This window comes from Maribacter hydrothermalis (assembly GCF_001913155.1).
Lineage (GTDB): Bacteria > Bacteroidota > Bacteroidia > Flavobacteriales > Flavobacteriaceae > Maribacter > Maribacter hydrothermalis.
This window is the reverse complement of the sequence record NZ_CP018760.1, coordinates 1,745,077-1,756,850: the sequence shown is the minus strand read 5'-3', so window position 1 is coordinate 1,756,850 and position 11,774 is coordinate 1,745,077. Positions and strand designations below refer to the sequence as shown.

General features: G+C 33.4%; 12 protein-coding genes. All 12 read right to left on the bottom strand.

Annotated features, from left to right (window positions below; genetic code table 11):
* Nucleotides 1-31: 31 nt before the first annotated feature.
* The 12 genes from BTR34_RS07525 to BTR34_RS07470 all read right to left on the bottom strand — a co-directional run bounded on the left by BTR34_RS07525 (nt 32) and on the right by BTR34_RS07470 (nt 11,772).
* The gene (locus BTR34_RS07525) at nt 32-1,117 is read right to left on the bottom strand and encodes an efflux RND transporter periplasmic adaptor subunit (protein WP_068485473.1); all 1,086 of its coding nucleotides are present in this window, start codon (nt 1,115-1,117) and stop codon (nt 32-34) included.
* Nucleotides 1,118-1,210: 93 nt separating this feature from the next.
* Nucleotides 1,211-1,690 carry a GbsR/MarR family transcriptional regulator gene (locus BTR34_RS07520; protein WP_068485471.1) on the bottom strand — a complete coding sequence of 160 codons (480 nt, stop codon included), beginning with the start codon at nt 1,688-1,690 and terminating at the stop codon, nt 1,211-1,213.
* 249 nt (nt 1,691-1,939) lie between these two features.
* Nucleotides 1,940-2,335, bottom strand: coding sequence for a hypothetical protein (locus BTR34_RS07515; RefSeq protein ID WP_068485469.1), 396 nt, complete (start codon nt 2,333-2,335; stop codon nt 1,940-1,942).
* Nucleotides 2,336-2,352: 17 nt separating this feature from the next.
* Nucleotides 2,353-3,372 carry a phenylalanine--tRNA ligase subunit alpha gene (gene pheS, locus BTR34_RS07510; RefSeq protein WP_068485468.1) on the bottom strand — a complete coding sequence of 340 codons (1,020 nt, stop codon included), beginning with the start codon at nt 3,370-3,372 and terminating at the stop codon, nt 2,353-2,355.
* Nucleotides 3,373-3,443: 71 nt separating this feature from the next.
* Entirely contained in the window at nt 3,444-5,318 is a 1,875-nt protein-coding gene (locus BTR34_RS07505; protein ID WP_068485466.1) for a SulP family inorganic anion transporter, read from the bottom strand.
* A 56-nt stretch (nt 5,319-5,374) separates the two neighbouring features.
* A complete protein-coding gene (locus tag BTR34_RS07500; protein ID WP_068485464.1) occupies nt 5,375-6,001 on the bottom strand; it encodes a carbonic anhydrase in 627 nt (208 codons plus the stop codon).
* Between the two features lie 88 nt (nt 6,002-6,089).
* Nucleotides 6,090-6,716 carry a carbonic anhydrase family protein gene (locus BTR34_RS07495; RefSeq protein ID WP_068485462.1) on the bottom strand — a complete coding sequence of 209 codons (627 nt, stop codon included), beginning with the start codon at nt 6,714-6,716 and terminating at the stop codon, nt 6,090-6,092.
* A gap of 253 nt (nt 6,717-6,969) precedes the next feature.
* Entirely contained in the window at nt 6,970-7,266 is a 297-nt protein-coding gene (locus BTR34_RS07490; RefSeq protein ID WP_068485460.1) for a hypothetical protein, read from the bottom strand.
* 58 nt (nt 7,267-7,324) lie between these two features.
* A complete protein-coding gene (locus tag BTR34_RS07485) occupies nt 7,325-8,086 on the bottom strand; it encodes a tetratricopeptide repeat protein (protein WP_068485458.1) in 762 nt (253 codons plus the stop codon).
* Nucleotides 8,087-8,088: 2 nt separating this feature from the next.
* The gene (locus tag BTR34_RS07480) at nt 8,089-9,828 is read right to left on the bottom strand and encodes a BatD family protein (RefSeq protein ID WP_068485455.1); all 1,740 of its coding nucleotides are present in this window, start codon (nt 9,826-9,828) and stop codon (nt 8,089-8,091) included.
* 44 nt (nt 9,829-9,872) lie between these two features.
* A complete protein-coding gene (locus BTR34_RS07475; protein WP_068485793.1) occupies nt 9,873-10,733 on the bottom strand; it encodes a tetratricopeptide repeat protein in 861 nt (286 codons plus the stop codon).
* Nucleotides 10,726-11,772 carry a VWA domain-containing protein gene (locus BTR34_RS07470; protein ID WP_068485453.1) on the bottom strand — a complete coding sequence of 349 codons (1,047 nt, stop codon included), beginning with the start codon at nt 11,770-11,772 and terminating at the stop codon, nt 10,726-10,728. The genes BTR34_RS07475 and BTR34_RS07470 overlap by 8 nt, the downstream gene beginning before the upstream one ends.
* Nucleotides 11,773-11,774: the final 2 nt, after the last annotated feature.

Below are 11,774 nucleotides of genomic sequence, written 5' to 3'. Positions count from 1 at the left end.
TTATTTAAATATTAAAATAATTGGCAGATCCTTATTTAACAGGGTTAATAGACATTCCGTCTTTTAATTTTGAAACTCCTTCTAGAACAATAGTAGTCCCTTCTTTAATTCCGTTTTCTACTATAAATCCTTTTTCAGTTGTAGTTATTATATTTAAAGGCATAGTGGTAACGGTGTTATCATCTTTAAGAAGATAAATTAATTTTTTTCCTTGAAGGTCAATAGTTGCGGTTTGTGGAATTTCGTAAGCACCTTGGTATACGGTGGGAATTTTAATTTTCCCTGTGCTACCACTACTTAGAATATTGCTCTTATTAACAAAATCTGCCCTAGCTGTAACGCTACCTGTGGTACTATTTATGATGGTGTTAATCATCGCAATTTTTCCTTGCTCTTCATATTCTTCACCATTAATCATAACTAAGGTCACTTTAGGAGCTTTCTCTATATCTATGACATTGTTATCATTTTTAGGCATGGACTCTTTTAGTTTTAGAAGTTCTATTTCGTTCATTGAGAAGTATGCTCGAACTTCACTAATATCAGAAACAGTAGTCAATGGTTGTCCCATAGCAGAACTTACCAAAGCACCTATTTTAAAAGGAATTTCACCAATATAACCGTCAACAGGGCTAGTAATACGAGAATAGCCAATGTTAGAAGCTACACTTTGGTAATTTGCCTGTGCTTGTGCAAGTTGAGCTTTTGCAGTTTCTAATTGTACAGGGCTAATTATATTTTTTTCTACCAAAGGCTTCAATTTGTCAACTTCAACCTGCGCAACATTAACAGAAGCTTTTGCAGCGTTAGCATCTTGATTTAAAGTTTGGGTTTCTAATTTAAAAAGCAACTGTCCTTTTTTAATTTTCTGACCTTCTTCAACATATACTTCTTGCACAAAACCAGATACTTTTGGCCAAATCTCTACATTTTGTTTTCCTTCTAGAGTAGTAGAGAATTCATTATATATAGTTAAGTCTTGCTTTTCTAGCTTAGTGACTTTTAAACTTGGTGGTGGAGGTGAAGCCGGGCCTTGAGCTGGTTTTTCTGATGAACCAAAGCAAGAACTTAAAAGGAGCACTGTACTTAATAACCCTATAATTGATAACTTTTTCATTTTAAATGGATGTTTGTTTTAAAGATATATACCTGTTAAGGTTTTGTTAATTCAGTTTGTTCGGTTTAAAGCGAACTTAATTGTTAAATTTTTTTATAGAAGTTTCTTCAAATCTTCAATTGTCTTTTGATATGTTCTTTCATTTTGTTTTAAACATTCTAAATATGTATCCATTTTAGGTTTATTAGAACTATATTTTTCTGGGAGATACTCCTTATCATAATCAGCAACTTTTTGAATAGTTTTAGCCTCGTTTGCTGCTTTTTTTATTGCTTGTTCTAGCTTTTTAATAAAGAATGTGCTTTTATCAGCGATTTTAAAATATCTTCTTCTATCACCAGATTTGGTAAAGTAGGTAATCATACCTAATTGTAATAATAGATTAAGTGATGTAGAAATAGAACTTTTGCTAGCACCTCTTTTTTCTTGACAATCGTCAAATGTAAGTCCAACTTCTTCGGTCACCACAAGATTTCCAAAAATTCGGGCTGCTAAAGGAGGAAGATTGTATTCCGCTTCAAAATGAACCCCTAGCTCTTCTATTAAACGCTGTTTATGTTCTTCTTTACTCATAAGAAATAAGTTTGGAGGCACAAAGGTATAGTTAGTTCGGTTGTAAACAAACTAAACGAACATTCTTTTTTTTGAAATAGCGTTAAACTTTTGTTATCGTAAAATATATAGTTTGCAAATATCTAATAATAAGTTGGTTACTTATTTGTTCGCAAAAGAACTCTATCGTAAAGTATAATTTAGGAAAGACCTAGGGGATAAAAATTAAATAAATAATTATAAGTACAAAAAACAAAGTTTTAGAAGAATTTAATTAGCGTAAATCCCTTCTTTTCTCATAAGAGGAATGCGGACTAAGTTCTTTTCAACAATCGTATTTTTTTCAAATACAAACCGTTTTTCATACAATTTATTATCGTCATAGAAAGTAACAAAGAATTCATTGTTTAAAGCTAAAACGTCATCTTGAACCACTTCAACTTTTTTAAATGATTTAGCTTCAATATCACCTATGGAATGTCGCATAATTGAAGTTTTACGATCACCATCATACCCTTTGGATACTACCATAGTCATTTCAATTCCAGTAGTGCGGTTATTTACGATATAAACATTCCAATCTTTGTCCAAAAACTCTTCGTTCCATTCATGAATTATGACAATGTGTACATTCTTAACTATTGGTATTTCAATATCTTTTTTCAAACAGGGAATATTCTAAGTTATAAAGCAGATTTAAATTGCTCTAAGAAACGTACATCATTTTCACTCATTAAACGTATATCGGTAATTTGATGTAAAAGCATGGCTATACGGTCAATACCTACACCAAAAGCAAAACCAGAATATTTATTAGGGTCTATACCACAATTGGTTAATACATTTGGGTCCACCATTCCACAACCGCCAATTTCTAACCATCCAGTACCTTTTGTTATTCTATAATCGGCTTCAGTTTCTAATCCCCAATATACATCTACTTCAGCACTTGGCTCTGTAAACGGAAAGTATGACGGTCTAAGTCTAATCTTTGATTTTCCAAAAAGTTCCGTAGTAAAATACTGTAATGTTTGTTTTAAATCGGCAAAAGAAACATCCTTATCTATATATAATCCTTCTACCTGATGAAAGAAACAATGTGATCTTGCGGAAATTGCTTCGTTTCTATATACCCTACCAGGAGAAATAGTTCTAATAGGAGGTTTATTATTTTCCATATACCGTACTTGAACTGATGAAGTATGCGTACGGAGTAGTATATCTGGATTAGTTTGTACAAAGAAAGTATCTTGCATATCACGTGCCGGATGATATTCTGGCAAATTTAATGCAGTAAAATTGTGCCAGTCATCTTCAATTTCCGGGCCTTCAGATACGTTGAACCCTATTCTCGAGAAGATATCAATTATTTGATTTTTTACTATAGAAATAGGATGTCGTGAACCAAGTACAATAGGGTTACCGGGTCTAGTTAGGTCACCATATACTTGTTCAGTTGATTGAGAATTTTCTAAAACCTCTTTTAAAGTCTCAACTTTTAGGGTAGCAGCTTGCTTTAGTTCGTTTATAGTTTGCCCAAATTCTTTTTTTTGTTCGTTTGGTACATTCTTAAACTCAGCAAAAAAGTCATTTAAAATTCCTTTTTTACCTAAGTATTTAATTCTAAACGTTTCTATGGCATCTAAGCTATCAGCTGTAAATGCGTTTACTTCAGAAATCTGTTCCTTTATCTTATCAATCATAAATGTTGATTAAAGAAGCAAATTTAAAACTTTTAAAAGAGGTAGTATATATTTTTATTGGTTTTGATGTATTACTTGGGTGGGATTCTATCTTTTACATTTGCTTTTACCCAAATTAGACACTCATCAAAAGAATCAAAAATATGTTCTTCAGGAATCAGGTTTGGTATTACCCCTACACGTTCCAGCATATATCTAGGTTGTTTAAGAACTTCTACAAACAATACATTAATACCAGAATTTCTAAGACTTATTAGAACATCTTCCAAAGTATATAAACCAGATTGGTCCATATATTGCATACGTCCCATTCTAATGATTACCGTGGAAGCAGTAGAAGGTATTTGGTTTGCCATTTGTTGAAACTCACTTGTAGACCCAAAGAAAAGAGGACCTTTTAAATGTTTGATAAAAACTTCTTCTTGTAAAGTTTTTGGAAAAGCAGCTTCGTCTGGCCAATTCACTTCTTTTTCCAATGTTTTTACATCAGAGCGTTCTGCAGTTAAATCGCCCATTTTTTTCATGAACATTAAAGAGGCAATGACCAAACCAACACCCACGGCATAAACTAAGTTCCAAATAGAGGATAGTACTAGCACGACTAACATTATAACTACTTCGGAGCTAAATTTTATAGGCCCTAAACTCATGTCTTTTGGTAAACTGGGTATAGCTTTTAAGCCTTTATAATCCATTACACCAATACCTACTGTTACTAAAATACCAGCTAACACGGCCGCAGGAATTTGGGAAGCAACTGGGCCAAGTGCCAATAATATGATTAAAAGTAAAACACCGGCAACCATACCAGATAATTTTGTTTTACCACCAGCATTAATATTTACGACTGTTCTAATAGTAGCACCTGCTCCTGGAATTCCACCAAAAATTGCGGCAATACTATTACCAATACCTTGACCTACCAATTCTTTATTTGGCTGGTGTTTAGTTTTGGTCATATTATCTGCTACAACAGATGTTAATAAGGAGTCAATAGCGCCAAGAAGTGCTAACGTTAATGCTGTAAAAATGTATGGCGTTATAACACCGAGTTGAAATTCTGTAAATATACCTAGGTTAGGAACTGGGAAACCGCTAGGTATTTGTTCTATAGGTCTATAATCTAACCCAAATCCATAGGCGACGCCGGATACTACGACTAGGGCAACCAAGGCACTTGGAATAGTGGTGGTAATTTTTTTAAAACCATAAATAATAATGATGGTCGATAAAGCAAGAATAAGTTCTAACCAATTAATATTCTTTAATGCTCTAGGGAGCACTTTTATTGCTCCAATTACACCAGAAGCATCAGATTTTGCTAAAGTCTGAGCTTCTTTTAACATGTCTGCTTCGGTGATGCTTTCTGCTCTAGAAATAGTTTCTTTAAAATCTTCTAATACCAAAATACCTTCACCCGCCTCTTCTTTAAGAATATTAGCTAGAATAATTTCTTCGGCCATGGGCTTGTAATTGTTTACAAAATCGGTATCTTCTTTTGGATAATAACCAATAGCAGGTAAAATTTGAGTAACTAATATAATAACGCCTATCGCGGTCATAAACCCAGACACTACTGGGTAAGGTATGTAACGAATATATTTTCCAATTCCTAGTAACCCTAGACCTATTTGCATTAGTCCTGCTAAGAGGAAAACAATTAATATTGCAGGCAATGCTTTTTCTAAATTACCATCATTTACCGCTACAATACCAGCTATTACAACCATACTTACTGCTGTCATAGGAGCAGTTGGACCAGAAATTTGCGTATTGGTACCTCCAAAAAGGGCAGCAAAAAAGCTTATGAATATAGCACCATATAGTCCTGCGCTTGGTCCCATTCCGGAACTTACACCGAAAGCCAATGCCAATGGTAGAGCAACTATACCAGCAGTAATACCGCCAAATAAATCGCCTTTAAAATTTGAGAATAAATTTTTCATAATTATAATTTTTAGGCTAAGTAGTGGGTTGATTAAATTCTACCTAGCGGTTTTATTTAATTTAAATGGTAGATTTCCATAATATTTTTAAGATAACCTTCAAAGTCAATCTTAAGATCTACCAGTTTTCCTGTTTCAACATCAAAGATCCACCCATGAACTTTTAATCCATGATCGCGGTATGCTTTTTGCACAGTTGCTGTTTTTATAAGATTTACACATTGCTCCTTTACATTTAACTCCACTAAACGGTCATATTTTTTGTTTTCATTTTCAATAGCGTTGAGCTCATCTTTATGAATACGATAAACATCACGAATGTTTCGTAACCAAGGATTTAGAACACCCAAATCTTCAGATTTCATTGCAGCTTTTACACCTCCGCAAGCGTAATGACCACAAACAATTATGTGTTTTACTTTTAAATAGTCAACAGCATATTTTACAACAGACAGTACATTAAGGTCAATACTAATAACCATATTTGCAATATTCCTATGAACAAAAACTTCACCAGGTTTAGCACCCATCACCTCTTCGGCAGTAACACGACTATCTGAACATCCTATATAAAGTAAATCGGGATTCTGACCTTCGGCAAGATGCTTAAAAAAATCTGGATCTGTCTCTAACTTTTCAGCAATCCACTTTTCATTGTTTTCAAAAACGGTATCTAAGTTCATATTGTATGTATTACCAGGTTGATTTAAGTAGATACTAATTTCTGTAAAAAAATAATAGCAAGGTTAATAGTTATTGGCAATTATATTATTAATAGAAAATAACTTCTCCATTAGAAATATCATACATTGCCCCAACAATTTTTATCTCCCCATTTTTCTCCATTTCTTTTAGAACAGGACTATTCTTACGTACATTATCAATTGTTAGGAGTACATTTTTCTCGGCTACTTTATCTACGAACTCTAGATTTTTAGAATTTCTTTGACTTTCATCCGATGGTTCTGTAACAGCATCTACTGCAGGCTCTATTTTATTTATTAAAGTAGTTAAATTGCCTAGTCTTGCATGATCGCAAGCACCCTTAATAGCACCACAACTTGTATGGCCCAAAATAACAATTAACTTGGTTCCTGCAAGTTTGCATGCAAATTCCATACTTCCTAAAATGTCCTCGTTAGAAAAATTGCCCGCAATTCTAATACTGAAAATATCCCCTAAACCTTGGTCAAAAACCAGCTCGGCAGAAACTCTAGAATCTATACAGCTTAATATTGTCGCGAACGGAAATTGTCCATCACTGGTGTCATTAACTTGCTCTAATAGATTTCGGTTAGCTTTTAAATTATTTTGAAAACGTTGATTACCTTCTTTTAAGAATTCTAACGCTTTATTTGGGGTCATTGTTGATTGAGTTTCTCTTGTATGTGCTTTCATAAGATTATTTTTTAGTTTCTATATCTAAATTCAATAATTTAGAATAGAAGATTTTTAATGTATTAATGTTGAATTAAATTATAGGCCTACTTTTTAACTTTTAAATATAGTTAAAGAAGTAGTAGACTGTAGGCACATGGTTTATGCGCTTAAAATTTAAGGGGATATTACTTTATTTAAAATGAATGATACGAGAACAAATTCTTATATAAGTACAGTAGAATTTGCACATCAAAAATTTTAGAAGTAACAACTATGAAATATATTTTGGAGGAGGTGATACTACATCTAGCGATAATATAGAATTATCTACGACTTGAAAACTACTCTGTATTAAATTTTTATAGCTTGCAATTAATGAAAAATTAAGATAATTTTCTTTTACAAACTTTTCTTCACCAATAGATTTTTTGACTGACTCTTGTTGTTCTTCTTCATTAAGATTTGTTAAAACTATAGTGTCGTTAATATTGAATATTGTAATAACACTCGGTGCCGATAAGGCAAAAAGCCATAAAATTAATAAAGTTATACGCGCTATATTTTTCATTTCTTAAATATCGACGATAAAGATAGTATTAGAATGGTTAATTATTGTTAACAATTATTTAAAAATCTTTTAGCAATTTTAATTCATTTTTAGGAATCCATCCTGTTTTACCGTCAGCAAGTTTAATTTTATTCCATTGATCTAATTCATCTAAAACATTAACTTTTGTGCCGGCATGTATTACAAATACATGCTCACTATTAGCATTAGGTTCAGATTTAATAACACTTTCATCAGCGAATATAATTGCAGGTTGTTTGTTGTTAAAATCTGTTTGTTGAATATAAGCAAATACAATAGCTATAATACATATAAATAATGCAAATAAACTACCTATGAACGTCCATCGTTTTAAAGAAGAAGTAGTTGAATAGTAAAAAAGAATGTATAACACTACGAATAATAATAGGGCTCCAATGGATAAATACGCCCATTGGTCAAATGTTAATTTACCAGTAATTCTTTTATAAAGTTTGGATATTCCAGTTTCTGGTAAAGTGTCTATCGCATCTAAAGTCATGTTTTGTGCATAGCTTAGATTGGTTTTCACTTCTTCATCATTAGGAGATAATAGTAATGCTTTTTCGTAATAATAAATACTCCCTGCAATTTTATTTAGTTTATAATTTGAATTTCCGAGGTTGTAGTAAACCGCAGTAGAGTGTTCACCATTATTAAGAATATCAGTATAAAAACGTATTGCTTTTTCGTAATCTCCGGCATTATAGGCATCGGTAGCTTGATCGAACAATTTATTGTTCTGGGCGGTACAGATAAGTACCGTAAAAAGGCTACATACAATTATTAGCTTTTTAAACATTGTTATAATTGTTTATCCATTAATGAAATAACTTCGCTTGCCTTTTCATAGTCAGCCTGCATTTGAACATTTGAAAAAGGACTATATCTTGCAGCTTCACAATTTTTAAGGAGGGCTATAAAACCTTCAATAGTAGAATTCTCTACCTGTTTTTTTATGAGCAATTCGGTAATTTTGTCCTTGCTAAATTCTGAGGTTTCAATTTTCAATTTTGCCTTTAAATAATTGTGTAGCGCTCGTTCCAGTGCCACGTAAAAAGACTCTTTATTACCTAATTGCTTTTTAGCAGCTGAAAGATATTTACGCGCTAATTTATTTGCTCTTCTTATTTTATTTCCAGCAATATCGCCTGCAATTGCCTCTCGTTTTATCTTAAATAAAATTGCTAAAGGAATTAATAAAAGGGGTGATAATAACCAAAGATAAAAAGACGTAGACCTAAAAAAGTAAGTTATTGATGTGCTTGATAAATTTGGATTCAATTTTATAAAATTGAATTGATTTTCGTTGGCAACCACAGATTGTTTTGCGCTATTTGTAGCTTCTGTTGAAGAACTAGAAGCACTTAATGGTCCTTCTAAAACATTAATAACGATTTCATTGGATGTAAGCGTGGTATATTTCTCAGTTACTGGATTAAAAAAGCTAAAACTTAATGGAGCAATAGGATACTTACCTCTAAAAGACGGAACTATGGTGTAGTTGTTGCTAATTTTACCTTGCATACCTGCAAGTGTAGTTCTTACACCTTCAGTAAATTCAGGTTCGTAAACTTCTAAGGCGCTGGGCAATTCAAGTTCTGGTAACTTAAATAATTTTAGGTTTCCTTTACCACTAACTTCTACCAATGCCTGTAATGATTCAGTTGCATTTAAGCTCGTTTTACTTGTACTTACCGCAAAATCAAAATCACCTACTGCACCACTAAAATTAGCTGGTTGGTTCGCTAAGGGCAGTGGTTTTACATTGATGGTTCTATTGCCTGCCGATACCGTTTTATTTGTTTGAGCATAGACTCTGCCACCAAAAAAGTCACGTCTTACCGTAGGTACGTCAACAGTTACATCTAAGGATAAAGGTTCAATATCAAGTTCGCCCGATTTTTGAGGATATAATACTACACGTTTTAAAATAACATATCTGTATGGCTTTCCTTTGTACGTTCCGTTTTGGGCACTTAATGTCGATACTTTAATATCTTGGCTCCAGAAATTATTGTAGGTAGGATTATCTAATGGTTGATAGTTTGATACACTAATATTGGGACTTACATATAGTTTATAGATAACGGTAATAGCTTCATTTAAAAATGGATTTGTTTTAGAAATTTCAGCTACTAAATGCAAGTTTTCATCAGCAACATCGTCCGCAGTCATTTGGTCACTTGGCTTATCAACAGCAGCAGTAACTTCTATTTCATTGGCGAGCGATTTATAGGTTTCGCCATCAATTACGATAGTAGCTTGTTTAATCGTAAATTTTCCTTTTGCAGTAGGTGCCAGTGTATATGAATATGATTTAGAATAGCTACGAACTCCATTGATCCATGAAGAACTGATAGATTGTGAGGGTCCCATAATTACTTTAAAACCCGCAAAATCTGGGGGATTAAAATTATCCCCATCGCGGTTCATGACAAAATCTACCCTTAGGCGTTCATTTAAGCCTAGCTTAGGTTTGCTTAACTTCATTTCAAAAGTTACCGCATTATTATCTTGTGCCACCACCAAAAGAGATGACATAAATACCGTTAGTAATAACGTTAGTTTAGTTATGGACTTAAAGTCTACCAATCTTTTTCGTTTTTAACTTTAACACCTTTTACTTTTTTATCATCAATTTTATCTTGAACCTTTTTCTCGGCATTTTGCATGGCTCTTAAAAGATTCTCAACTTGTTGTTTGGAAAGTTGATTAGGTCTTGGTTGTTGTTGCTCTTGTTGATTATCACCTTCGCCTTGTTCTGGCTTTTTATTCTGATCTTGTTTATTTTCACCTTCACCATCCTTATTCTCATCTTTCTTTTGCTCGTCTTGGTTACCTTCATCGCCTTTGTCACCTTCGTCGCCCTTGTCTTTTTTATCCTCGTTTTCTCCTTCGTCTTTTTTGTCTTGATCTTTATTTTCGTCCTTATTTTCTTTATCCTTGTCCTTATCGTCTTGGTTTTGCTTTTTCTCTTCTTCGTCTTTTTTCAAAAGTTCTTTTGCCAAGGCCAAGTTGTATCTTGTTTCTTCGTCTTTTGGGTTGTTACGTAACGCCTCTTTATAAGCTTCTACGGCTTTAGCGTAATCTTTACGTTTCATAAACACATTACCCATATTATGGTAAGCTTTGTGCTTTTCTTCTTTTGAGCTAGAGGCTTCGCCTGCTTCTTTAAACCTGCCAAAAGCTTCGTTATACGTTTCGTTTTCATAATAAGCGTTACCCAAGTTGTAAGGGGCTACACTATTATCTGGGCTTTTAGAAATCGCTTTTCTATAATCTATTTCCGCCGCAATAAAATTGTCTTCGGATAACGCTTTGTTGCCATCCCAGGTAAGGTTGGTTGAAGACCTAAGCGCCTTTTCTTTTTCTTTAACGTCAACTTCTTGAGCAACAGCTGCAAAGCAAACGAAAAATAACAATAGTACGTTGTTTATTTTATTCATTTCTCTTTTCATTGAACAGATTAAGTTTTTTTAACCAACGGGTCTTGCGGTCCAAGATAAAAATATCTAAAAAGAGTAGCAAAAGAGCTGCTCCAATAAACCATTGAAATTGGTCTTTATATTCTGCGAATTGCTTGGCTTCAAATTCCTTTTTATCCATTTTCAACAATTCTTCTTTTATAAATTTTACCGCGGTATCCGTATTGGAGCCATCAATATATTCCCCTTTACCTTCACTGGCAATATCGACAAGGACAGACTCATTTAATTTGGTAATTACAGTTTCGCCCTGATTATCTTTCTTTAGGCTTTCTAAAATTCCGTTTCTTTTAATGGGTATTGGGGCACCTTTTTCTTTCCCAACCCCAATAGTGTAAATGATAAGGCCCTCATCAACCGCGTCTTCTACGGCATCTAGGGTGGAACCTTCGGAATGGTCTTCCCCGTCAGAAATTATGAACAATACACGATTTGTTTGATCGGCATCATCATAATAGGTAGTGGCTAATTCAATTGCCTGATCTATTGCGGTACCTTGGGAGCTAAGCATATCTGTATTCATGCTTTGTAAAAACATTTTTGCGGCACCATAATCGGTGGTAATCGGCAATTGCGGATAGGCTTGTCCTGCATAAGCTATAATACCTATGCGGTCACTCGCTAATTGGTTAATGATTTCTGAAACCAATCTTTTTGCTTTTTCTATGCGATTAGGTGCAATGTCTTCTGCCAACATACTTTTAGAGACATCAACGGCAAAAACGATATCTACACCTTCCCTTTTTACAGTTTCTAATTTTGTGCCAATTTTTGGGTTAACCAGCCCTATAATTAATAAAGCTAAACCAAGAATTAAAATAATTAGTTTTAAAGTGCTTTTATTAGTGGAGCGATTTGGTGTAAGTCTTTTTAAAAGTTCTGTGTTTGCAAATTTCTTTTGTGTTCTTTTCTTCCACACCAAAACCAATAAAAAGAGCACCACTATCACTGGTATGATAATGAATAAATAGAAATATATTTTTTCGTCTAACTGTACCATAA

What these genes read in the sequence shown, in the direction of transcription:
- BTR34_RS07525 (WP_068485473.1), bottom strand. Translation starts at nt 1,117, where the DNA reads ATGAAAAAGTTATCAATTATAGGGTTATTAAGTACAGTGCTCCTTTTA.
- BTR34_RS07520 (WP_068485471.1), bottom strand. Translation starts at nt 1,690, where the DNA reads ATGAGTAAAGAAGAACATAAACAGCGTTTAATAGAAGAGCTAGGGGTT.
- pheS (WP_068485468.1), bottom strand. Translation starts at nt 3,372, where the DNA reads ATGATTGATAAGATAAAGGAACAGATTTCTGAAGTAAACGCATTTACA.
- BTR34_RS07505 (WP_068485466.1), bottom strand. Translation starts at nt 5,318, where the DNA reads ATGAAAAATTTATTCTCAAATTTTAAAGGCGATTTATTTGGCGGTATT.
- BTR34_RS07500 (WP_068485464.1), bottom strand. Translation starts at nt 6,001, where the DNA reads ATGAACTTAGATACCGTTTTTGAAAACAATGAAAAGTGGATTGCTGAA.
- BTR34_RS07495 (WP_068485462.1), bottom strand. Translation starts at nt 6,716, where the DNA reads ATGAAAGCACATACAAGAGAAACTCAATCAACAATGACCCCAAATAAA.
- BTR34_RS07490 (WP_068485460.1), bottom strand. Translation starts at nt 7,266, where the DNA reads ATGAAAAATATAGCGCGTATAACTTTATTAATTTTATGGCTTTTTGCC.
- BTR34_RS07485 (WP_068485458.1), bottom strand. Translation starts at nt 8,086, where the DNA reads ATGTTTAAAAAGCTAATAATTGTATGTAGCCTTTTTACGGTACTTATC.
- BTR34_RS07480 (WP_068485455.1), bottom strand. Translation starts at nt 9,828, where the DNA reads ATGTCATCTCTTTTGGTGGTGGCACAAGATAATAATGCGGTAACTTTT.
- BTR34_RS07475 (WP_068485793.1), bottom strand. Translation starts at nt 10,733, where the DNA reads ATGAATAAAATAAACAACGTACTATTGTTATTTTTCGTTTGCTTTGCA.
- BTR34_RS07470 (WP_068485453.1), bottom strand. Translation starts at nt 11,772, where the DNA reads ATGGTACAGTTAGACGAAAAAATATATTTCTATTTATTCATTATCATA.